We start from the raw sequence: 22997 nt of genomic DNA on the forward strand, positions 1-22997 counted from the left end.
AAGGAGATCATCAGCAATGGCTTTCAGATTCTGGCAAGTCGGCCTGCACATTCAGCCACACGAAGCCCTGGCGGTTGCCGTCGTTCGCGGCGCGTCAGGTTGGTATCTACAGCGCTGGTGGCGTTTGCCGCTGGCGCAACACACAATCAGCGACGGACATTTCCACGACGCCGAACAACTTGTGGCGGTGTTACAACCGTGGAGTCGCGAGCTGCCGCAACGCCACCATATACACCTCTCTTTTCCTGCGAGTCGGACGCGGCAAAAGCGCTTTCCCCGCCCTTCAATGTCGCTTCGCGAGCGTGAACAAACGGTCTGGTTGACCGGTTCGATGGCGCGTGAACTGGATATTGAGTCGGCAGCTCTGCGCTTTGACTATAGCGAAGATGCGCTCGCCCCGGCCTATACGGTCACCGCCGCGCAGGACAAAGAGATTTCGGCTCTGTTAACGCTGGCGAAAACACTCGGTGTAAACGTCACGGCGATCACCCCAGATGCCTGCGCATTGCAGCGTCTGCTGCCTTTTCTTTCCCCGGAACAAACCTGCCTGGTGTGGCGCGATGACACGCAGTGGCTGTGGGCGACGCGCAACGCATGGGGGCGCAAATCGCGGGCAGAGATAGCTCATCTTCACGACCTGGCTGCCGGACTCTCCCTCAGAAGCGAAGAGGTGGCGCTCTGCGCAGACGAGGGGTTTGACCCCTGGCGGGCGGTTTCAATTCGTCAGCCTCCCGTACCCAGGGAAGGTCATGCATTCGCCGTTGCGCTAGGACTGGCGCTGGGAGAAATGCGTTGATGCATCCTCCCGTCAATTTTTTGCCCTGGCGGCAACAGCGGCGTAATGCCTGTCTGCGTATGTGGGGTGGGCTATTCGGCGCATCAGCGGCGATCGTGCTGGCACTAACGCTGATCGGATATCTCGCCCGCGCCACGAGCGGGCAGGCAAATGGGGTGTTGTTGCAGGCGGAGCAACAACTTGCCACGGCGCTTACGACAGTGAAACCCCGGCTTGAGGCGCGCCAGCGTCAGGCGCAGCAGGTCATTCAACGAGACAGATTGCGCGAGCAGACCCGCCGCTGGCAGCCCGCGCTGGAAAGTCTTGCGTTGAGTGTGCCGGCACAGGCCTGGCTAACCAGTATGGACTACCAGCAGAGCTCACTGGAACTCAGTGGAAAAGCGCTCACCTTTTCTGCGCTCAGCGCACTGGAAGCCGCCCTGCGCGACTCGCCGATGTTTGAGATAAACCATACCGGCGCCACCCTGCAGGATGCGCAGGGATACTGGCAGTTCCAGTACCGTGTGATATGGAGAGAAGCGCATGATCGCCCTCTTTGACGCCTGGTGCGCTTTTTCGCCGCGTACCCGCATTGTCTGCTGGGTAAGTTGGGTGGCTACGTTAAGTACGATCGCGTTGTCTTTTCTGTTCTTCCCGGGAATGCGTGATGAGGGTGCGCTTAGCCAGCAACGGGTGACCAACCGCCAGCTCAGTTCAACGTTGTATCACCTCTCTGGCGCGCAGGCAGAGGCACAGCTTTCATCGGTATCGCAAACGCCGGTGTTTTCACCGCTCACGCTTCAGGTGCCGAATATGCAGCTACTGTACTGGCGTCCATCGGCGCAGGGCGGAGAACTTGCGGTGAAGGCGCCTTGGAAGGCGATGGTGTCATTGTTCGGATACCTGGCGGCGCGAGGCATGTCCGTGAGTGCATTTTCGCTGAAAGCAGAAAACGACGAGCGAGTGTTAACGCTCAGGCTGGAGTCTCTCCATGAAGGGTAAGAACGCGGTGTTGGTGGCTCTTTCATTGTTGATGCTGACCGGCATGCGCGATCCGTTCCGCCAGCCTGAAGATCATTGCCATGGTGCCGAGCTGGCGCAATGGCAATACCAGGGGATGGTGAGCAGGGGAGAGCGAAATATTGGACTGCTTCAGGACGGGCAGCATCACTGGCGGCGTGTCGAGCAACATGAGGTTCTGGATAATGGCTGGACTATCGTGCAACTCACGGCACAGACGCTGACAGTGAGCACAGGTAAAGAGTGTGACCCGCCCCAGTGGCAGTGGCAACGACAAGGAGAGGGTAATGAAGCAATGGATACTGGTGGTGTTGATCGCCATCCTGCAGCCGGTTCAGGCCGGAAAAAAACAGAACGTGACGCTGGTGGTGGATGACGTGCCCGTCACGCAGGTTCTTCAGGCACTGGCTGAACAGGAGCGAAAAAACCTCGTGATATCGCCGGATGTCAGCGGCGTGGTGTCGTTGCATCTGACGGATGTCCCGTGGAAACAGGCGCTCCAGACGGTAGTGAAAAGCGCTGGACTGGTGTTACGTCAGGAAGGGGCGATTTTACATGTGCATTCCGAGAGCTGGCAGAGCGAAGAGGCGGCGCGACAGGAGGCGGAGGTCGCAAGACGCCAGGCGAACTTACCGCTGGAGAATCGGCATATTGCCCTGCATTACGCCGATGCCACTGAACTGGCGAAAGCGGGGGATAAACTGCTGAGTGCCAAAGGTAGCCTCACGGTAGATAAGCGTACCAATCGACTGCTGGTCAGGGATAACTCGCCGACGCTGGCGCTGGTGGAACAGTGGGTGGCACAAATGGATCTCCCGATAGAACAGGTCGAACTGGCGGCGCATATCGTCACCATTAATGAAAAAAGTCTGCGTGAACTGGGGGTGAAATGGACACTGGCAGAGGCCGAGAAGGCCGGTGCGGTGGGGCAAGTGACAACGATAGCCAGCGATCTCTCGGTCGCGAATGCGACCACCCGCGTCGGGTTCAATATTGGTCGTATTAATGGGCGGTTGCTGGATCTGGAGCTGTCTGCACTGGAGCAACAGCAGCAGCTCGATATTATCGCCAGTCCGCGACTGCTGGCTTCTCACCTACAGCCTGCCAGTATCAAGCAAGGGAGCGAGATCCCCTATCAGGTTTCCAGCGGCGAAAGCGGTGCGACGTCGGTGGAATTTAAAGAGGCCGTGCTAGGGATGGAAGTCACCCCAACGGTTTTACCGAAGGGGCGGATCCGCCTGAAGCTACGCATCAGCCAGAACATGCCGGGGCAGATGCTGCAACAAGCGGATGGCGAGGTACTGGCCATCGATAAGCAGGAAATTGAAACGCAGGTCGAGGTGAAAAGTGGAGAGACGCTGGCGCTGGGCGGCATTTTTTCAAACAAGAATAAAACCGGGAAGGACAGTATTCCGCTGTTAGGTGATATTCCCTGGTTTGGACAACTCTTTCGCCACGATGGGAAAGAAAACGAACGTCGTGAGCTGGTGGTATTTATTACGCCCAGATTGGTCTCGACAGAATGATTTATGCATGAAACACCGTTGTTTTTGCACTTAACTCGTTTCAGGGATTTGACGTGCGCAGCTATTTAGCATACAAGGAGTACCGATTTGAGAGTCGGTACTTCTCATCGCCGTCCGGCAATGCCGACTCGGGTTGTCTACAATCTGGTTTGATGATTTATTCAGTTGCCAAACCTGCTTGAGTATTGAGATAATTTTCAGTCTGACTCTCGCAATATCTTATGAGGTTTCAGTTCATGTCCTGCTGCGCTCAGTGTCTGCGACGCGGGTTTATCATTAACGAATAGTCTTAGTAGTACCGAAAAAATGGCAGAGAAACGCAATATCTTTCTGGTTGGGCCTATGGGTGCCGGAAAAAGCACTATTGGGCGCCAGTTAGCTCAACAACTCAATATGGAATTTTACGATTCTGATCAAGAGATTGAGAAACGAACCGGAGCTGATGTGGGCTGGGTCTTCGACGTAGAAGGTGAAGACGGCTTCCGCGATCGTGAAGAGAAAGTCATCAACGAATTGACGGAAAAACAGGGTATTGTGCTGGCTACCGGTGGTGGCTCTGTAAAATCGCGTGAAACCCGTAATCGTCTTTCCGCGCGTGGCGTCGTGGTCTATCTCGAAACGACCATCGAAAAACAACTTGCGCGTACGCAGCGCGATAAAAAACGTCCGCTGTTGCAGGTAGAAGCGCCGCCTCGTGAAGTTCTGGAAGCGTTGGCCGACGAACGCAATCCGCTGTATGAAGAGATTGCCGACGTAACCATTCGTACCGATGATCAGAGCGCCAAAGTCGTTGCAAACCAGATTATTCATATGCTGGAAAGCAACTGATTCTGGCTTAATACACACTCGGTAAGCGGGTATAAGTCATTAAGGTGGATGTCGCGTCATGGAGAGGATTACCGTCACTCTCGGGGAACGTAGTTACCCTATCACCATCGCGGCTGGTTTGTTTAACGAACCAGCTTCATTCTTACCGCTGAAATCGGGCGATCAGGTTATGTTGGTCACCAACGAAACCCTGGCTCCCCTTTATCTTGATAAGATTAGCAGCGTACTTGAACAAGCGGGTGTGAACGTTGATAGCGTCATCCTGCCTGACGGCGAGCAGTACAAAAGCCTGACGGTGCTGGATACGGTATTCACCGCCTTGCTGCAAAAACCGCATGGTCGTGATACGACGCTGGTCGCACTGGGCGGCGGCGTCATTGGCGACCTGACCGGTTTTGCCGCTGCCAGCTATCAGCGCGGTGTACGCTTCATCCAGGTCCCGACGACACTTTTGTCGCAGGTTGACTCCTCCGTTGGCGGTAAAACCGCCGTAAACCATCCCCTCGGCAAAAACATGATCGGCGCGTTTTACCAGCCGGCCTCCGTGGTGGTGGATCTCGACTGTCTGAAAACGCTCCCTGCCCGTGAACTGGCATCCGGTCTGGCGGAAGTGATCAAGTACGGCATTATCCTGGATGGCGAATTCTTTAGCTGGCTGGAGGAGAATCTGGATGCGCTACTGCGTCTGGACGGACCGGCAATGGCCTGGTGTATTCGTCGTTGTTGTGAGCTGAAAGCCGAAGTTGTTGCCGCAGACGAGCGCGAAACCGGCTTACGTGCTTTACTGAATCTGGGGCACACGTACGGTCATGCCATTGAAGCTGAAATGGGTTATGGCAATTGGTTACATGGTGAAGCGGTCGCAGCAGGTATGGTAATGGCTGCGCGGACGTCGGAACGTCTGGGGCAGTTTGCGCCAGAAGATACGCAGCGCATCGTCACGTTACTTAAACGTGCCAGCTTGCCGGTCCACGGACCGCGCGAGATGTCCGCGCAGGCTTACCTGCCGCACATGTTGCGTGATAAAAAAGTGTTGGCGGGAGAAATGCGCTTAGTCCTTCCGCTGGCGATAGGGAAAAGTGAAGTACGCGGCGGCGTGTCGCACGAGGTGGTTCTTAACGCTATTGCTGATTGCCAGCAGGCGTAACAACAAGAAAGGCGGACTGATACGGCTCACGTATCGGCCATTTAGATTCAGGTTAGTTGCAACGTCGTAAGCATTAGCCTTTGAGTGGGGTGTTAAATGGATGAATTCAAACCAGAAGACGAGCTGAAACCCGATCCCAGCGATCGTCGTACTGGTCGTTCTCGTCAATCTTCAGAACGCGGTGAACCGCAGATCAACTTTGATGATGTTGATCTGGACGCTGACGATCGCCGTCCTGCGCGCGGGCGTAAAGAACGCCTTGATGAGCAAGAGAGGGAAGAGGATTACGAATCCGATGATGAAGAGTTCGTGGATGAAGAACGCGTCGAGCGTCGTCCGCGTAAGCGTAAAAAGGCAGCCGGTAAACCCGCTTCACGTCAGTACATGATGATGGGCGTGGGCGTGTTGGTCCTGCTGCTGCTGATCATCGGTATTGGCTCCGCGCTGAAAGCGCCTTCCACCCCGTCTTCAAGTGAACAAACGGCGTCTGGCGAGAAGAATATCGATCTCACCGGCAATGCCGCTGACCAGGCAAACGGCGCCCAACCCGCTCCGGGAAGCACTTCCGCTGAACAGACTGCGGGCAACACGCAGCAGGATGTTTCTTTGCCACCAATCTCCTCCACGCCAACGCAGGGTCAAACGCCTGTGACCACAGAAGGTCAACAGCGTGTAGAAGTGCAGGGCGATCTGAACAATGCACTGACGCAACCGCAGGGTCAGGAACAGCTAAATAATGTGGCGGTAAACTCGACGCTGCCAACAGAACCGGCGACCGTTGCGCCCGTGCGTAATGGTACTGCGTCAAGCCAGACGGCGACGGCACCCGCTGCCAGCGCCCAGCGACCTGAACGTAAACAGGCTGTGATCGAGCCGAAGAAACCGCAGACCACCGCGAAAACGACGTCCGCAGCACCGAAACCGGCGGCTCAGCCTAAACGGACTGAACCCGCAGCGCCTACGGCCACGACGACGCCAAAAGCGACGGTCAGCACCGCACCGGCACAGACAGCAGCGCCCGCGCAAACGCCAGCACCTGCTCAGACCGCGCCAGCGGCAACGGCAGGTAGCGCATCTGGCGCTAAAAGCGCCGGTAACGTCGGATCGCTGAAGTCCGCACCGTCCAGTCATTACACCCTGCAGCTCAGCAGCTCTTCAAACTACGACAACCTGAATGGTTGGGCGAAGAAAGAGAATCTGAAAAACTATGTGGTGTATCAGACGACGCGTAACGGCCAACCGTGGTATGTTCTGGTGTCTGGCGTGTATGCCTCGAAAGAAGATGCGAAACGCGCGGTTTCCACGCTGCCAGCCGATGTGCAGGCAAAAAATCCGTGGGCCAAACCGTTGCATCAGGTACAGGCCGATCTGAAATAATGTTAAAGCGCAGGATGCTGTCGGAGCTTTCTCCACAGCCGGAGAAGGTGTAATTAGTTAGTCAGCATGAAAAAAAATCGCGCTTTTCTGAAGTGGGCAGGGGGTAAATATCCCCTGCTTGACGACATCAAACGGCATTTACCGCAGGGCGAATGCCTGGTCGAACCCTTTGTGGGTGCAGGGTCGGTGTTTCTTAACACCGACTTTTCTCGTTATATTCTTGCCGATATCAATAGCGACCTCATCAGTCTCTATAAGATCGTGAAGACCCGTACCGACGAGTACGTGAAGGCTTCCCGTGAACTGTTTAACCCGGAAACCAATCAGGCTGAGCTCTACTATCAGTTCCGTGAAGAGTTCAACGCCAGCCAGGATCCTTTCCGTCGTGCGGTTCTGTTCCTGTATCTGAACCGATATGGTTACAACGGCCTGTGCCGGTATAATCTGCGCGGTGAGTTTAACGTGCCGTTTGGACGTTACAAAAAGCCTTACTTCCCGGAAGCTGAGTTGTATCACTTTGCGGAAAAAGCGCAGAATGCGGAATTCCACTGCCTCTCATATGATGAGTGCATGGAGCAAGCGGATGCGAACTCGGTTGTCTATTGCGATCCGCCCTACGCCCCGCTGTCAGCAACGGCGAATTTCACCGCGTATCATACCAATAGCTTCAGCCCGAAAGAGCAGGCCCATCTGGCTAAAATGGCCGAAAAGCTGGTCAGTAAGCAGATCCCGGTGTTAATTTCGAACCATGACACGCCGGATACCCGCGAATGGTATAAAGCGGCGGAACATTTTCAGGTCAAAGTGCGGCGCAGTATAAGCAGCAACGGCGGCACACGTAAAAAGGTGGACGAACTGCTGGCTCTGTACAAACCAGGAGTCGTTTCACCCGCGAATAAATAATTCTCAAGGAGAAGCGGATGAAACAGTATTTGATTGCCCCCTCAATCCTGTCGGCTGATTTTGCTCGCCTGGGTGAGGACACCGCGAAAGCTCTGGCTGCCGGTGGTGACGTCGTGCATTTTGACGTCATGGACAACCACTATGTACCGAATCTGACCATGGGTCCGATGGTACTGAAATCCCTGCGTAAATATGGCATTACGGCTCCCATCGATGTGCATCTGATGGTGAAACCGGTCGATCGAATCATCCCGGATTTCGCAGCCGCGGGCGCCAGCATCATTACCTTTCATCCGGAAGCCTCCGAACACGTTGACCGATCGCTGCAACTGATTAAAGAGCACGGCTGTAAAGCCGGGCTGGTCTTCAATCCGGCGACACCATTAAGCTATCTGGACTATGTAATGGACAAGCTGGATGTGATCCTGTTGATGTCCGTTAACCCAGGCTTTGGCGGTCAATCCTTCATTCCGCAAACGCTGGACAAACTGCGAGAAGTCCGTCGTCGCATTGACGAGTCGGGTTACGACATTCGCCTCGAAGTGGATGGCGGCGTGAAGGTGAGTAACATAGCTGAAATCGCCGCCGCAGGAGCCGATATGTTTGTCGCCGGTTCCGCCGTCTTCGATCAGCCAGACTACAAAAAAGTCATTGATGACATGCGCAGCGAACTGGCGAAGGTAAGTCATGGATAAATTGCAGGATATTCGGGGCGTTGCCTTTGACCTCGACGGAACGCTGGTGGACAGCGCGCCGGGATTGAGCGCCGCAGTGGACATGGCGCTGTATGCGCTGGAGCTGCCGGTTGCCGGTGAAGAGCGCGTCATTACCTGGATTGGTAATGGTGCTGATGTATTGATGGAGCGGGCGTTAACCTGGTCTCGTCAGGAGCGCGCCACACTTCGTAAGACGATGGGCAAGCCGCCGGTCGATGAAGATATTCCCGCCGAGGAGCAGGTCCGTATTCTGCGTAAGCTATTTGACCGCTACTACGGAGATGTCGCAGAAGAAGGGACGTTTCTGTTCCCTGATGTCGCCGACACGCTGGGCGCACTGCACGCCAAAGGACTGCCGCTCGGTCTGGTGACCAACAAGCCGACGCCGTTTGTTGCGCCATTGCTTGACGCGCTGGATATCAGTAAATATTTCAGCGTCGTTATTGGCGGTGACGACGTCCAGAACAAAAAACCGCATCCGGATCCGCTGCTGCTGGTGGCAAGTAAGCTCGGCATTGCGCCAGAGCAATTGCTCTTCGTGGGGGATTCGCGTAATGATATTCAGGCGGCAAAAGCCGCTGGCTGCCCGTCCGTTGGACTCACCTATGGTTACAACTATGGTGAACCCATCGCGCTGAGCCAGCCAGACGTCATGTATGACCGCATTAATGAACTACTGCCCGCTCTCGGGCTTCCGCATAGCGAAAATCAGGAATCGAAAAATGACTAAGCCCATCGTTTTTAGTGGCGCACAGCCCTCAGGTGAATTGACCATTGGTAACTACATGGGTGCACTGCGTCAGTGGGTGAACATGCAGGATGATTACCATTGCATCTATTGCATCGTTGACCAGCATGCTATCACCGTTCGTCAGGATGCCCAGCAACTGCGTAAAGCGACGCTGGATACGCTGGCGCTCTACCTCGCGTGTGGCATCGATCCTGAGAAAAGCACCATTTTCGTTCAGTCTCATGTGCCTGAACATGCGCAACTGAGCTGGGCGCTGAACTGCTACACCTACTTTGGCGAACTGAGCCGTATGACCCAGTTCAAAGATAAGTCAGCGCGCTACGCTGAGAACATCAACGCTGGTCTGTTTGACTACCCGGTACTGATGGCAGCAGATATCCTGCTGTATCAGACCAACCTGGTGCCGGTGGGCGAAGACCAGAAACAGCACCTGGAACTGAGCCGCGATATCGCTCAGCGTTTCAACGCGCTGTATGGCGACATCTTCAAAGTTCCTGAGCCGTTTATTCCTAAATCAGGCGCCCGCGTGATGTCTCTGTTGGAGCCGACGAAAAAGATGTCCAAGTCGGACGACAACCGCAACAACGTGATTGGCCTGCTGGAAGATCCGAAATCCGTGGTCAAGAAGATTAAACGCGCGGTAACGGATTCCGAAGAGCCGCCGGTGGTGCGCTACGATGTGCAGAACAAGGCGGGCGTCTCTAACCTGCTGGATATTCTCTCCGCCGTGACCGGACAGAGTATTCCCGAACTGGAAAAACAGTTTGAAGGCAAGATGTATGGTCACCTGAAAGGCGAAGTCGCCGATGCGGTATCCGGCATGCTGACTGAGTTGCAGGAGCGTTATTATCGTTACCGTAACGACGAAGCCTTCCTGCAACAGGTGATGAAAGACGGCGCGGAAAAAGCGGGCGCGCGTGCATCAGCTACGCTGAAAGCGGTTTATGAAGCGATTGGTTTTGTTGCCAGGCCGTAACGGGTACGCGAAATGAAAAAACCGGGAGATTCCCGGTTTTTTTGTATCGGCGCAATGATCAGCGAGATTATTCTGCGGTCGGGCCGCAGCCGCCAATCATCTTAGAAATAGAAATGGCAGGGTGCAGAAGATAGTCATAAGAGCAGGTCTTATTACGGTTTTCGATGTGACCTGTACAAGCTGTCAGGGTTGCCAGTGCCGCACCTAAGAGTGCCATTTTGATAAATGTGTTCATTTACATTCCCTATGTAAAAAATATAATTTTTTAACCATCAATTGAATTAGTGAATCTTCATTCGCTAACCGGGGTCGACGATAACGTAATCTATTTTTCGCGTCAGTAAGGGAATAGGCATGCGGGAGGGGTGGAAGGGGTAATCATTTTAAAATTAATGAGTTAATATAATGTCCGGATCTGGAACTTGTATTTTAGGGCCAAAAAAATAAGGCCAGACGATGCTGACCTTACCGACAATTAAGGCTTAGTGATTAGAGAACCAGTTTAGTTTTTCACGTAATCCCACCACGCGCCCCACAATGATTAGCGCCGGGCTTGCAACCTGTGTTGCCAGTTCGCCGAGATTATTCAGTTCACCTTTGACTACCCGCTGTTTCACCGAGGTGCCGTTTTCAACCAGTGCGACCGGCATATCGGCCTGCATGCCAAATTCGATCAGTTTTTGCTGGATAGTGGCCGCCTGATTTAGCCCCATGTAAAACACCAACGTCTGTTTTTCTGCCGCCAGGTTTTCCCAGTCCAGTTCGCCGCCGGTCTTCAGGTGCCCGGTAACCAGACGTACGCTCTGGGCGTAGTCACGGTGTGTCAGCGGAATGCCGGAGTAGGCGGAACAGCCGGATGCCGCGGTTATTCCCGGCACCACGGAAAACGGAATACCGGCATGGCACAGTGTTTCCAGCTCCTCTCCACCACGACCAAAGATAAACGGGTCACCGCCTTTCAGACGGACGACACGTTTGCCCTGTTGCGCTTCACGCAGCAGGATTTGGTTAATTTCCTCCTGCGGCACGCAGTGATAACCCGCGCGTTTACCGACAAACACACGGTCGGCGTCGCGACGCACCAGGTTCATGATGTCGTCAGACACCAGACGGTCATAGACCACCACATCGGCCTGCTGGATCTGCTGCAACCCTTTTAGCGTCAGAAGTCCGGCATCGCCAGGGCCTGCACCCACCAGCACCACTTCACCGCGATGATCCAACGGCTCGCTGAGCATCTGCTCGGTGGTTTCTTCTACCGCTTTATGGTCGGCATTCGCCAGCGACTGTGCCAGCCTGTCGTTAACAAACAGCTTTTCCCAGAAGCGGCGACGTTCACCCATCGTGGCAAACTGTTTTTTCACCCGGGAACGAAGTTGCCCGGCATAATGTGCAACCTGACCCAAATGTTGAGGTAAAACGGATTCCAGTTTTTCACGCAGCAGACGGGCCAGCACCGGTGAGGTGCCGCCGGAAGAGACCGCCACCATTAGCGGTGAACGGTCGATAATCGATGGCATGATGAAACTGGCGGCTTTCGGCGCATCCACGACGTTACAGAAGATGCGGCGGGATTCTGCAGCATCGCTCACGCGCTGATTCACCGCATCATCATCGGTCGCGGCAATCGCCAGCCAGCACGGGTCGAGAAGGGCTTCATCAAACGGTCCTTCCACCAGCGTCAACATGTTTTCATTTGCCCATACGGTGAACTGCGGAATAAACGCCAGCGCATTAACCGTTAAACGAGCGCCTGCTTCCAGCAGTAACCGTGCTTTGCGTTCTGCGACATCACCGCCGCCGACAATCAGACAGTCGCGGTCGCGTAGTTGACAAAATATAGGCAAATGATCCACGACATTACCCCTTAATTATTGGCTGTAGCCTCAGTTTGGTTGATTTTTGCCGGAGCAGGTCGCTCCGATTTTGGCGTAGCATACCAATAACCTAACCCCATGAACACGACACCGGACAAAGTATTGCCGAGTGTTACCCACAGCAGGTTATGACCAATCCCCGCCAGGGTATAGGCTTCGCTGTGGTGTCCGAACCAGGAGAGGGCGAACAGCGTCATGTTGGCAACTGAGTGTTCATAGCCGGACGCGATAAATGCCAGCAGACACCACCAGATAGCGATAAATTTCGCAGCGCCTTCAGTACGGATCGCCATCCAGATTGCCAGACAAACCAACCAGTTACACAGCGCGCCTTTGAAGAACAGTACCGTTGCCGGCGCCGTGGTTTTCGCCAGCGCGACCGAGTGTACGATGCTGGTATCGACCGGTAGCAGGCTACCGCCACCCCAGCTGTACAGCAGCGCGACGAACACGGAACCCACCAGGTTACCCAACCAGGTCTGCGGCAAAATCGCCCACATCTGCCCCTGGCTGATGGTGCCCGCTTTGACGCCAAGCGTCAGGAACATCGTGTGACCGGTAAACAGTTCGGAACCAGCAATAATGACCAGCGTTAAGGCAATCCCAAAGGTCGCGCCCATCACCAGCGGACGCACGGACGGATCGAGTAAGTTACCGAGAGTGAAAATCAGGATGATACCGAGGCCAACGTAAGCCCCTGCCATCGCAGAACTGACCCAGAAGCCGAGCGGGTTATTCGCCGACAGGCGTGCGATGCGCGCAGCGTTAGCCGCACATTTGTTAATTGTATCTGTGAACATGACTGTGATTACCCATAAAAAATAAAATAAAAACGTAACCGTAGGCCGGATAGGCCTTTATGCCGCCATCAGACCTACGAAAAAACGGGACTGCCAATACGTTAAAAAGGGAGGCGTTGCGCCTCCCTAAAATTCATTAACTGCGCAACTGCACAATGCCATCTTTCACCCGCGCGTCGTAGTGCGCCACGGAATGACGTTCGTCCTCCATGCACAGGCCGTCGCTCAGGCGAAAGCGCTGTTTTTTCAACGGGCTGGCGACCCACAATTCGCCCTGATGTTCCGCAATCAATCCGCGAGACAGCACGCTGGATTCAAAGAACGGGTCGATGTTGCTGATCGCAAACACCTGGTCGTTGTGATACGGACGAAAAATAGCGACCTGTTCCTCACCTAACAACGCGCAGACGCCGGTTGCGGGCAGGATGTCATCAATGTGGCAGATGTTTGTCCACTGGCTCATGCGTTTTCCTCCACCAGAGTGACCGGGATGCGTTCATACGGCGTGGCCGGACGATGCTGTTCACGTTCAGGCACTACCTGGACGTTCGGATCGCGTTTATCGCTGTTGATAAAGTGTCTGAAACGCGTCTGGGCAGATGGCGTGTTGACGGTTTCCGTCCACTCGCAGACTACGGCTTCGCGCAGACGGGCCATCTCTTCTTCCAGATGTTCGTTCAGACCTAGTTTGTCGTCGATGATGACGGAACGCAGATACTCAATGCCGCCTTCCAGGTTGTCTAACCACGGGGCGGTACGGGTCAGTTTGTCCGCCGTACGGATGTAGAACATCATGAAACGGTCGAGATATTTGAGCAGCGTTTCACGATCGATATCCGCTGCCAGCAGATCCGCATGACGCGGTTTCATCCCGCCATTACCGCAGACGTACAGGTTCCAGCCTTTCTCGGTAGCGATGATACCGACGTCTTTGCCCTGGGCTTCGGCACATTCACGGGTACAGCCGGAAACGCCGAACTTCATCTTGTGCGGGGTGCGAATGCCTTTGTAGCGGTTTTCCAGCTCAACGCCGAAGCCCACGCTGTCACCCACGCCATAACGGCACCAGGTGCTGCCCACACAGGTTTTCGCCATGCGCAGCGCTTTGGCGTAGGCATGGCCGGTTTCGAAGCCAGCTTCAATCAGTTGGCGCCAGATTTCCGGCAGGTCGTCTTTTTGCGCGCCGAACAGGCCGATACGCTGAGAACCGGTGATTTTGGTGTACAGATTAAATTCACGGGCGATACGACCTACGGCAACCAGACCTTCCGGCGTGATTTCACCGCCGGCAGAGCGTGGGATCACAGAGTAGGTCCCGTCTTTCTGGATGTTCGCCAGGAAGTTGTCGTTAGTATCCTGCAGCGGGGTGTGCTGCGGTTTCAGAATGTACTCATTCCAGCAGGAAGCCAGCAAAGAGCCCACGGTCGGTTTACACACTTCGCAGCCATAACCTTTACCGTGTTTTGCCAGCAGCTCCTCGAAGGTTTTGATGCCTTCCACTCGAATCAGGTGGAACAGTTCCTGGCGCGAGTAAGCAAAGTGCTCGCACAGGTTGTTGTTCACTTCGATACCCTGTTTCGCCAGTTCGGCGTTCAGCACCTGGGTAACCAGTGGGATACAGCCGCCGCAGCCGGTACCGGCTTTGGTTTCGGCTTTCAGCGCGGCAACGGTGTGGCAGCCTTTGTTGATGGCGGCGACCAGCATCCCCTTGGTGACGTCGAAACAGGAGCAAATCTGCGCGCTGTCCGGCAGTTTATCCACGCCAATAGACGGTTTACCACTGCCGGCATGGGCCGGCAGGATCAGCGAGTCCGGGTTTTCCGGCAGTTCGATGGCATTCAGTACCAGTTGCAGCAGGTTGCCGTAATCGCTGGTATCTCCCACCAGCACAGCGCCGAGCAGGGTTTTGTTATCCTGGCTTACGATAAGGCGTTTGTAGACTTCTTTGCTTTCGTCGAGGTAAACGTAACTACGGGCACCCGGCGTGCGGCCATGTGCGTCGCCAATACCGCCAACGTCAACGCCCAGCAGTTTCAGCTTGGCGCTTAAATCTGCGCCTTCGAAGGCGTTTTCGTTATTGAGAATATGGTCAACGGCGACCTGCGCCATTTTGTAGCCCGGCGCGACCAGACCGTATACCCGGTTGTTCCAACTGGCACATTCACCGATGGCGTAGATATCCGGGTCGGACGTCTGGCAGGCATCGTTGATCACGATCCCGCCGCGTGGCGCAACCTCCAGACCACACTGGGTCGCCAGTTTGTCGCGTGGGCGAATACCGGTCGAGAAGACGATGAAGTCCACTTCCAGCTCGCTACCGTCGGCAAAACGCATCGTTTTACGGGCTTCAGTGCCTTGCTGGACGATCTCCTGGGTGTTTTTGCTGGTGTGCACGCGCACGCCCATGCTTTCAATCTTGCGACGCAACTGTTCGCCGCCCATAGGGTCAAGCTGCTCAGCCATCAGCATCGGAGCGAATTCAATCACGTGAGTTTCCACGCCGAGGTTTTTCAGCGCGCCTGCCGCTTCCAGACCTAACAGACCGCCGCCGACGACCGCACCACGCTTGCTGCGACGAGCACAGGATTCAATCGCGTTGAGGTCTTCAATGGTACGATAAACGAAGCAGTCCTGGGTTTCGGAACCTTTAATCGGCGGGATCCACGGATAAGAACCGGTCGCCATAATCAGCTTGTCGTAGTAAACCGTACGGCCCGCACTGGAGTGAATCACTTTTTCCTGGCGGTTGATGGTAATCGCACGTTCGCCGACCAGCACGTTAACGCCGTGCTTCTCGTAAAATCCTTCGCGAACCAGAGACAGTTCTTCGGCGGTGTGGTGTGAGAAGTAGGATGACAGGTGCACACGGTCGTATGCCTTGCGGGGTTCTTCGCAGAAAACAGTAATATCAAAATTGGCAGCGTCGGATTTATCAAGAAGGTCCTCAATAAAGCGATGGCCGACCATACCATTACCGATAATAGCGAGTCTGACTTTGCTCATTTTTGCCTCGATTTCTTTTCTATTACTGCCTACCTTAACGATTCAGCACCCCCACTTATTGATGCAAATCAAATTCACCTTTATATACCTCTTAAGGAGTATATTGCTGATTTGACAGCATTTTCTTAAGTTGTGGAAATATCAGACTTTTCGCGATTGTACGAATAACGTACAAAATGAGGGGTTTTTAGCAGAAGAGGGCTACCACTAAAGATTGGCTGCCTTACATCCTTCGAGGAAGGGAAGAGAAACGAGAAAAGGCCGGATGGCGGTAGCGTTTTATCCGGCCTATAAAGAGGATCGCCATCCGGCAAATCACGTTATTGTGCTGTCGGGGCCTCATGCTGGCGATGACGGGTCACAAAACCGAGGATAAAGCACATCACGAAGACGATAGCGTACAGGCCATTCGCGGTGAGCAAGGCCGCCTGAGGACCGCTGTGCGCCACGATAGGGCCGGTGACGACAAACGTCAGCATGGTGCCGATGGTGCCGCAGGTCAGGACGAAGTTAACCAGTTTTGGCGAGGCTACGCGGGTCTGCTGCGAACCCAGAGTGATGATAGTGGTATAGATGGCGCTGGAGAAAAAGCCGAGAGCCAGAATAAACCACGGCATATGTTCAGGCGTCCCGGTGATGAACAGGTACATCAGCACGGTGGCCAGTGCCGCCAGTACGGTCAAAATGCGCTGCAAATCAAAGAAACGCAGAATGAAGCTGAATGCCCACATCCCAAACATGTATGACATCCAGAAGTTGCTGACCAGCGTACCGGCATCGTTCAGGCTCATCCCCAGCCCTTTCGCGTACTCGGGTACCCAGGAGATAAAGCCCAACTGACCGAGGATGTAACACAGCGCAGCGACAGACAGAAACAGGACGCCGATGCCCCATTTCTCTTTCACGACGGGTGTATCGCTTTGCGGCGCGTGTTTGCCCAGCGGCGGGAATTCACAACCAAAGGTCAGAAGAAAAATAGCGACATAGACCAGACCGATGCAGGCGTACACCCAGTACCATTCGATGCTGCGCGCCAACAGGAACGCGGCGACCATCGGGAAAACCATCCCAGCCATGCTGAAGAAGGAGTCGGTAAACAGCAGACGGGAGCCGCGCTGACGGCCTTCATACATCTGCGTAATCAGGAACGTACCAATGGACATGGTGATCCCGCTGACCAACCCCAGCACAAACATTGCGGCAGAGAATAAAGCCAGACTGTGGCTGAACATCAGACCGGCAACGGCCAGTACCATCAGGATAAAGCCAAAGCGCAGTTGCGTTTTTAGCGGAACAATTTCCATCAGCCAGGCATTAAGGAAAATGGAGATCAAGATACCGGCGTTCAGGAAGGTGAAAGTGTTACTCATACTGGAAACTGGCAGCTGGAAATACTCTGCGATGTTTCCCATCACCATCCCGGTGACAATAACCAACGCACCGGTGAGGGCGTAGGAGAGAAAGCTAATCCATGTGAGCTTGATACGATTGCTGTTAGTCATGACTGGCCTGTAAATGGAAGTAAAGCGCATTGACGGCGCCGGGAACGGGCGGATTTTAGGCTTTTTAGTGATGCATTTAAACTTTTATCGGAAATTACAGGATCTGTTACATTTTTAAAGGTGATGTAAGTCACAATAATTAATGCTTTGATGAAGTTACATATGTTTCAGGTACGTAAAATTAGGTAAAGGGATGGCCTTGTCCCTGAAGGCTCTTTAGAATCAAACCACTGGCTTTTGTTACCGCTCTCCTAAAGGAAATCTCATGCTCAAATCGACCCTGGCGGCTGTTGCAGCTGTTTTCGCCCTTTCTGCTCTCTCTCCCGCAGCGCTGGCAGCAAAAGGGGATCCGCACGTTTTGCTGACGACCTCTGCAGGTAATATTGAACTGGAACTGAATAGCCAGAAAGCGCCTGTTTCAGTGCAAAACTTTGTCGATTATGTGAACAATGGTTTCTATAACAACACCACGTTTCACCGTGTAATTCCCGGCTTTATGGTCCAGGGCGGTGGCTTCACCGAGCAGATGCAGCAGAAGAAACCTAATCCCCCGATTAAAAACGAAGCCGATAATGGCTTGCGTAACACGCGCGGCACCATCGCGATGGCGCGTACTGCTGATAAAGACAGCGCGACCAGCCAGTTCTTTATCAACGTGGCCGATAATGCCTTCCTCGATCACGGCCAGCGTGATTTCGGCTATGCCGTATTTGGTAAAGTTGTGAAAGGGATGGAGGTGGCCGATAAGATTTCCCAGGTGCCGACCCATGATGTCGGCCCTTACCAGAATGTGCCGTCAAAACCAGTGGTTATCCTCTCCGCCAAAGTTCTGCCGTAATCCTTTCCCGCGCGGGCATTGCAGGCCCGCGTTGCTTTATCTTCCCTGCGTAACCGCGTTTTGCTGCTTATACTTGTGGCAAACACGGATCAATCAGGGAGGCGTAAAGTGAAAAAACTCACCGACAGGCAAAAATCCCGGCTCTGGGAACAGCAGCGCAACGTGAATTTCCAGGCCAGCCGCCGTCTTGAGGGCGTCGAAAGTCCGTTAGTCACGCTTAATCCCGCAGAGGCGCTGGCGCGTCTGGAAGAACTCCGGAGGCACTATGAGCGATAAAATCGGCGACGACCGCGATCCGTATCTTTACCCCGGACTGAATGTGATGCGTAACCGTCTGGGGATCCACCAGGTTGCACGTCTGGAACAGGCCGCTTATGAACTGACTGCACTACGAGCGGCGACTATCGAACTGGGCCCGGCGAAGCGCGGCTTGCCTCATCTGTGCGCGATTCATCGGCAGCTTTACCAGGACGTCTTTGACTGGGCGGGTCATCTGCGTGAAGTGGATATCTATCAGGGTGATACCCGTTTCTGCCATTTCGCGTACATCGAAAAAGAGGGAAATGCCCTGATGCAGGATCTGGAAGAAGAGGGCTACCTGATGGGGCTGCCAAAAGAGAAGTTCGTCAGTCGCCTTGCACATTATTACTGTGAGATCAACGTGCTACATCCGTTTCGTCTTGGCAGCGGCATGGCGCAGCGGATTTTCTTCGAACAGCTGGCTATTCATGCGGGGTATCTTCTTCACTGGGCAGATGTGCCGGTGGCGGAGTGGCGTCGGGCGAATCAGGAAGGGGCGATGGGCGACCTTAGCGCATTGCAGGCGATATTTCGTAAAGGGGTAAGCGAAGCCGAGGAAACTGAGTAGAATAGCGCGGTTTTCCTCGACCGGAGCCGCCATGATCCTGCTTATCGATAACTACGATTCTTTCACCTGGAACCTCTACCAGTATTTTTGTGAGCTGGGCGCTGACGTGCAGGTTAAGCGCAATGATGAATTGACGCTGTCGCAGATCGATGCGCTACAGCCGCAAAAAATCGTCATTTCGCCCGGTCCCTGCACCCCGGATGATGCCGGAATTTCGCTGGAGGTGATTCGCCACTATGCCGGACGTTCGCCGATACTGGGCGTCTGCCTGGGGCATCAGGCGATGGCGCAGGCTTTTGGCGCAGCGATCGTACGCGCCGAAAAAGTGATGCACGGAAAAACGTCGCCCATCCACCATACGGGACAGGGCGTGTTTCAGGGGTTAACTAACCCGCTTACCGTCACCCGCTATCACTCGCTCGTCATCGACCCCACCACCCTGCCAGACTGCTTTGAGGTGACCGCCTGGAGCGAAACACAGGAAATTATGGGGATTCGCCATACGGTGTGGGATCTGGAAGGGGTGCAGTTCCACCCGGAAAGTATTCTCAGCGAGCAGGGACATCAATTGCTGGCAAATTTCCTCAATCGGTGATTTGTGGTTGCTATCCTGTGATTTTTTATGCATATTTTGTGATTATATTTTCACATTCATTTTTGCATAACTGGATGGGCACGAGATGGCAACTGAACAAACGGCAGTAACCCGGGCAACTTTCGATGAAGTCATTCTGCCGATTTATGCACCAGCGGAATTTATTCCGGTAAAAGGCAAAGGCAGCCGGGTCTGGGATCAGCAGGGCAAAGACTATGTTGATTTCGCGGGCGGAATTGCGGTGACCGCGCTGGGGCATTGCCATCCTGTACTGGTCGATGCGTTAAAAGCGCAGGGCGAAACGCTCTGGCATACCAGTAACGTCTTCACCAACGAACCCGCGCTGCGTCTGGGACGGAAAATAATCGATGCCACCTTTGCCGAGCGCGTGCTGTTTATGAACTCGGGAACAGAAGCCAACGAAACGGCGTTCAAGTTGGCGCGTCATTACGCCTGCGTGCGCCATAGCCCGTTCAAAACCAAAATCATTGCCTTTCATAACGCGTTCCACGGTCGCTCGTTGTTTACCGTCACGGTGGGTGGTCAGCCGAAGTATTCCGATGGCTTTGGGCCGAAACCGGCGGATATCATCCATGTACCGTTTAACGATCTCCATGCGGTGAAAGCGGTGATGGATGACCATACCTGCGCGGTGGTGGTTGAGCCGGTACAGGGAGAAGGTGGCGTTCTGGCCGCGACGCCGGAGTTCCTGCAAGGGCTGCGCGAGCTCTGCGACGAGCACCAGGCATTGCTGGTGTTTGATGAAGTACAAAGCGGCATGGGGCGTACCGGCGATCTGTTTGCCTATATGCACTATGGCGTGACGCCGGATATCCTCACCAGCGCGAAAGCGCTGGGCGGTGGCTTCCCGGTCAGCGCGGTATTGACGACGCAGGAAATCGCCTCGGCGTTTCATGTCGGCTCTCATGGTTCGACCTACGGCGGTAACCCGCTGGCCTGCGCGGTGGCGGAAGCCGCGTTCGACATCATCAACACGCCAGAGGTTCTGGGAGGCGTGAGTGCAAAACGCCAGAGATTCGTTCAACATCTGCAGCAGATTGATGAGCAGTACCACGTGTTCAGCGATATTCGCGGTATGGGGCTGTTGATTGGGGCAGAGCTGAAATCACAATACAAAGGGCGTGCGCGTGATTTCCTCTATGCGGCAGCCGACGCGGGTGTGATGGTGTTGAATGCCGGTCCTGATGTGATGCGCTTTGCCCCATCGCTGGTGGTGGAAGAGGCGGATATCGACGAAGGGATGCAGCGTTTTGCACAGGCTGTCGCGAAGGTTATCGGTTAACGGTGTGCCTGACGGCGCGGCGTTTATCAGGCCTGGTGCTGATAACGCGCGTATCCGGCAATCCGTGTTAACCCCGCATATCCCGTAACCGGCGGCTGAGCCAGATCCCATGGTGCGGCCGCTGACGCCATGCGACAGACGAGATAGTATGCATCGTGTTCAGGTGCCCCAGCACGCGTTGCAGATGCTGTTCCAGCGTGCTTAAGGGGCCGTGGGTGAGCGCTTCGGGCGCTTCCAGAATATTCACATCCCCCGAACTGCCCGGCCCGTCGTATTCCAGCCGCTGCTGACAGCGTTGGATGGCAATTTCGCACGATTGCAGATATCGCTGCGCCAGTTCCGGCGTCAGCATCGTATGCTCACGCGCCAGCGTGGTCATGGCATTGATATGTTCGACGATAAACTGACTGTGCGTCACCCACAGCTTCATGTCCGCCAGGTAGTGCGTGTTAAAGCCTGGCTCCTGCATCGCCTGATTCAGCGAGTTAAACAGCGTGTTGTGCGCCTGATTGACGCGCATACGCTGATAAGCCAGCGGTGTGGCCTGCGGATCGTCACTCAGAATCAGACGAATAGCTTCCTGATCGGCCTCCAGCGCATCATGGGCGTTTTTACGCAACAGTCCGCTCTGCCATTGTGGCCATAACCAAACGGTGCCGCCAAACGCAATCAGGCAGCCTATCACCGTGTCGACAAATCGCGGAATGATGAACTGTTCGCCGTCCAGCGTCAGGAGTTGCAGGGTGTACACCGCCGTGACGGTAAATCCCACGGTCGCCCAGCCGTAGTTTTTGCGGATGGTCAGATAGCTGACCAGGGTGATCACCAGCATCAGCGCCAGCGTATATCCTTCAGGGATATGAAAGTGCAGTGTTACGCCTGCGATAATCAGCCCCACCAGCGTTCCCGCCGAACGGTGCAGAATACGCACGCGGGTGGCGCCGTAACCGTTTTGCGTCACAAACAGCACCGTCATCAGGATCCAGTAAGGCTTCGGCAGATGCAGCGCGGTTCCCATCAGACTGGCGATGCTGAGCATGACGCTGATCCGCCCGGCGCTGCGGAGTGCCGGAGATTTCAGCGAGAGGTAGTTTTTCAACGCCGGCAGCAGCGGTAGCCGACGCTGCTTATCGGCCATCAGATCGCGGGCGTACAATGGTCGCTGGGTGCGCAGTACGCGGGCGATACGGCTGAAGTGCCAGTAACAGAACTGCCCGACGGGGTTATCCGGATGCTGATGAGCAATTTTTTCCAGCGCGCCAATCTGCTTTTGCATGGTGAACCGCGTCGGCAGCCGGTGATATAGAATGTCATCCGCCAGTACGCGCAGGCGAGCGGCGACCGTTTGCGCCGTCCAGCGTATCACCTGCTCCGCGTGACTGCGCTCGACCAGCTTTTGCACCTCTTCCGGTTGATGCAAACTGACGGAGATATGTTCCTGCAGATCCAGCGCTTCCTGAAAGGCGCGCAGCATCCGCTTATAGTCATTATTGTGATGCGCCGACAGCATGTGCATCTGCTGATAGCACTGGGTGATGAGGTCGACGGCCTTCTGCTGGCGCACCAGAAGCGGCGGCAGGGCTTTTTCCGGGTCGGTATGCTGGGTCAGCATGCTGTATTTCGCTTCGCAGTAATCCGCCAGTTCCCGGTACAGCAGGCTCAGCGACTCGCGCAGCGGCTGTTCGCGCCAGAGCCAGAACCAGAACCAGTTAAACAAGCCATACCACAGCGTGCCCAGCGCGTAGATCAGCAGCGGTTCCCAGACCGGCATATTTCCCGCGAGGCTCAGTGTGAAAATCGCCGCGATCAGCGAGGCCGGAAGCAAACGCGCGTGAAGGGAGCTTAATTCAGCGGTGACGCCGAGCGTGAGCGTCAGGCCGGTCAGGATCAGGGGTAACGGCACCGCCTGCGCCAGCAGCAGCTGCATGATCAGGCTACAGCCGGCAAACAGCGACGCACCGATGATCAGACGTTTGAAAAAGCGTTTGTGCGGAGTATCAAGCCCGGCAATGTTGCAGCAGGCGGGAACGAGAGAGAAGAGCAGGCCCAGATGTAACTGCCCGATGATCAGGCCGACGGCCACGGGCAAACAGAGCACCAGCGTTTGACGTAGTGCATAATTGATTTCTGGGTGATAAATCAGTCTGCGCCACATTGGCAAAACAAAAATGACGCGCTAGCGGGTAGCGCGT

At 54.9% G+C, this 22997-nt stretch carries 24 protein-coding genes; 17 read left to right on the top strand and 7 right to left on the bottom strand.

What is annotated here, in order from left to right; translation table 11 throughout:
• The first annotated feature begins 16 nt into the window (after positions 1–16).
• From HVZ37_RS01820 to trpS, 12 genes are all read left to right on the top strand, one after another.
• Positions 17–796 carry a DNA utilization protein HofM gene (locus HVZ37_RS01820; protein WP_181628065.1) on the top strand — a complete coding sequence of 260 codons (780 nt, stop codon included), beginning with the start codon at positions 17–19 and terminating at the stop codon, positions 794–796.
• Positions 796–1335, top strand: coding sequence for a PilN domain-containing protein (locus HVZ37_RS01825; protein ID WP_042998416.1), 540 nt, complete (start codon positions 796–798; stop codon positions 1333–1335). The genes HVZ37_RS01820 and HVZ37_RS01825 overlap by 1 nt, the downstream gene beginning before the upstream one ends.
• Positions 1319–1777: a DNA utilization protein HofO gene (locus HVZ37_RS01830; protein ID WP_181628066.1), complete on the top strand. Its 459-nt coding sequence runs from the start codon at positions 1319–1321 to the stop codon at positions 1775–1777. Before HVZ37_RS01825 ends, HVZ37_RS01830 begins: the two co-directional genes overlap by 17 nt.
• Positions 1767–2171 carry a HofP DNA utilization family protein gene (locus HVZ37_RS01835; RefSeq protein WP_181628067.1) on the top strand — a complete coding sequence of 135 codons (405 nt, stop codon included), beginning with the start codon at positions 1767–1769 and terminating at the stop codon, positions 2169–2171. The genes HVZ37_RS01830 and HVZ37_RS01835 overlap by 11 nt, the downstream gene beginning before the upstream one ends.
• The gene (gene hofQ / locus HVZ37_RS01840; RefSeq protein WP_181628068.1) at positions 2083–3321 is read left to right on the top strand and encodes a DNA uptake porin HofQ; all 1239 of its coding nucleotides are present in this window, start codon (positions 2083–2085) and stop codon (positions 3319–3321) included. The genes HVZ37_RS01835 and hofQ overlap by 89 nt, the downstream gene beginning before the upstream one ends.
• A 306-nt stretch (positions 3322–3627) precedes the next feature.
• Positions 3628–4149 carry a shikimate kinase AroK gene (gene aroK / locus HVZ37_RS01845; RefSeq protein WP_042322869.1) on the top strand — a complete coding sequence of 174 codons (522 nt, stop codon included), beginning with the start codon at positions 3628–3630 and terminating at the stop codon, positions 4147–4149.
• Between the two features lie 58 nt (positions 4150–4207).
• Complete coding sequence (gene aroB, locus HVZ37_RS01850; protein ID WP_181628069.1) at positions 4208–5296, top strand: 3-dehydroquinate synthase; 1089 nt, start codon at positions 4208–4210, stop codon at positions 5294–5296.
• Between the two features lie 96 nt (positions 5297–5392).
• The gene (gene damX / locus HVZ37_RS01855) at positions 5393–6673 is read left to right on the top strand and encodes a cell division protein DamX (protein ID WP_042998411.1); all 1281 of its coding nucleotides are present in this window, start codon (positions 5393–5395) and stop codon (positions 6671–6673) included.
• A gap of 66 nt (positions 6674–6739) precedes the next feature.
• Positions 6740–7576: an adenine-specific DNA-methyltransferase gene (gene dam, locus HVZ37_RS01860; RefSeq protein ID WP_042998410.1), complete on the top strand. Its 837-nt coding sequence runs from the start codon at positions 6740–6742 to the stop codon at positions 7574–7576.
• A 17-nt stretch (positions 7577–7593) separates the two neighbouring features.
• The gene (gene rpe, locus HVZ37_RS01865) at positions 7594–8271 is read left to right on the top strand and encodes a ribulose-phosphate 3-epimerase (protein WP_042998409.1); all 678 of its coding nucleotides are present in this window, start codon (positions 7594–7596) and stop codon (positions 8269–8271) included.
• Positions 8264–9022 carry a phosphoglycolate phosphatase gene (gene gph / locus HVZ37_RS01870; RefSeq protein ID WP_042998408.1) on the top strand — a complete coding sequence of 253 codons (759 nt, stop codon included), beginning with the start codon at positions 8264–8266 and terminating at the stop codon, positions 9020–9022. Before rpe ends, gph begins: the two co-directional genes overlap by 8 nt.
• The gene (gene trpS / locus HVZ37_RS01875; RefSeq protein ID WP_042998407.1) at positions 9015–10019 is read left to right on the top strand and encodes a tryptophan--tRNA ligase; all 1005 of its coding nucleotides are present in this window, start codon (positions 9015–9017) and stop codon (positions 10017–10019) included. The genes gph and trpS overlap by 8 nt, the downstream gene beginning before the upstream one ends.
• Positions 10020–10086: 67 nt before the next feature.
• Here the strand turns inward: trpS and HVZ37_RS01880 are convergent, their stop codons facing one another.
• The 6 genes from HVZ37_RS01880 to tsgA form a co-directional block, all read right to left on the bottom strand.
• Positions 10087–10254: a DUF4223 family protein gene (locus tag HVZ37_RS01880; RefSeq protein ID WP_042998406.1), complete on the bottom strand. Its 168-nt coding sequence runs from the start codon at positions 10252–10254 to the stop codon at positions 10087–10089.
• 247 nt (positions 10255–10501) lie between these two features.
• Positions 10502–11875 carry a siroheme synthase CysG gene (gene cysG, locus HVZ37_RS01885; protein WP_042998405.1) on the bottom strand — a complete coding sequence of 458 codons (1374 nt, stop codon included), beginning with the start codon at positions 11873–11875 and terminating at the stop codon, positions 10502–10504.
• 11 nt (positions 11876–11886) lie between these two features.
• Positions 11887–12696: a nitrite transporter NirC gene (gene nirC / locus HVZ37_RS01890; protein WP_042998404.1), complete on the bottom strand. Its 810-nt coding sequence runs from the start codon at positions 12694–12696 to the stop codon at positions 11887–11889.
• Between the two features lie 136 nt (positions 12697–12832).
• Positions 12833–13159, bottom strand: coding sequence for a nitrite reductase small subunit NirD (gene nirD, locus HVZ37_RS01895; protein ID WP_042998403.1), 327 nt, complete (start codon positions 13157–13159; stop codon positions 12833–12835).
• Complete coding sequence (gene nirB / locus HVZ37_RS01900; RefSeq protein WP_042998402.1) at positions 13156–15699, bottom strand: NADPH-nitrite reductase large subunit; 2544 nt, start codon at positions 15697–15699, stop codon at positions 13156–13158. The genes nirD and nirB overlap by 4 nt, the downstream gene beginning before the upstream one ends.
• Positions 15700–16019: 320 nt before the next feature.
• Positions 16020–17201 carry an MFS transporter TsgA gene (gene tsgA, locus HVZ37_RS01905; protein ID WP_044263792.1) on the bottom strand — a complete coding sequence of 394 codons (1182 nt, stop codon included), beginning with the start codon at positions 17199–17201 and terminating at the stop codon, positions 16020–16022.
• Positions 17202–17466: 265 nt separating this feature from the next.
• On the opposite strand from tsgA, the gene ppiA reads away from it, so the two are divergent.
• The 5 genes from ppiA (at position 17467) to HVZ37_RS01930 (ending at position 20805) form a co-directional block, all read left to right on the top strand.
• Positions 17467–18039 carry a peptidylprolyl isomerase A gene (ppiA, locus tag HVZ37_RS01910; protein ID WP_042998400.1) on the top strand — a complete coding sequence of 191 codons (573 nt, stop codon included), beginning with the start codon at positions 17467–17469 and terminating at the stop codon, positions 18037–18039.
• A gap of 108 nt (positions 18040–18147) precedes the next feature.
• Positions 18148–18315 carry a YhfG family protein gene (locus tag HVZ37_RS01915; RefSeq protein ID WP_044263790.1) on the top strand — a complete coding sequence of 56 codons (168 nt, stop codon included), beginning with the start codon at positions 18148–18150 and terminating at the stop codon, positions 18313–18315.
• Positions 18305–18907, top strand: coding sequence for a putative adenosine monophosphate-protein transferase Fic (locus HVZ37_RS01920; RefSeq protein WP_042998398.1), 603 nt, complete (start codon positions 18305–18307; stop codon positions 18905–18907). Before HVZ37_RS01915 ends, HVZ37_RS01920 begins: the two co-directional genes overlap by 11 nt.
• A gap of 31 nt (positions 18908–18938) precedes the next feature.
• Positions 18939–19502 (top strand): aminodeoxychorismate synthase component 2, encoded by a 564-nt coding sequence (pabA, locus tag HVZ37_RS01925; protein ID WP_181628070.1) that lies wholly within the window; start codon positions 18939–18941, stop codon positions 19500–19502.
• Between the two features lie 85 nt (positions 19503–19587).
• The gene (locus HVZ37_RS01930; RefSeq protein ID WP_181628071.1) at positions 19588–20805 is read left to right on the top strand and encodes an aspartate aminotransferase family protein; all 1218 of its coding nucleotides are present in this window, start codon (positions 19588–19590) and stop codon (positions 20803–20805) included.
• 67 nt (positions 20806–20872) lie between these two features.
• On the opposite strand, the gene HVZ37_RS01935 is transcribed toward HVZ37_RS01930, so the two are convergent.
• Positions 20873–22960 carry a YccS/YhfK family putative transporter gene (locus tag HVZ37_RS01935; RefSeq protein WP_044253459.1) on the bottom strand — a complete coding sequence of 696 codons (2088 nt, stop codon included), beginning with the start codon at positions 22958–22960 and terminating at the stop codon, positions 20873–20875.
• Positions 22961–22997: the final 37 nt, after the last annotated feature.

It is taken from the genome of Citrobacter sp. RHB35-C17 (assembly GCF_013816795.1).
Lineage (GTDB): Bacteria > Pseudomonadota > Gammaproteobacteria > Enterobacterales > Enterobacteriaceae > Citrobacter_A > Citrobacter_A amalonaticus.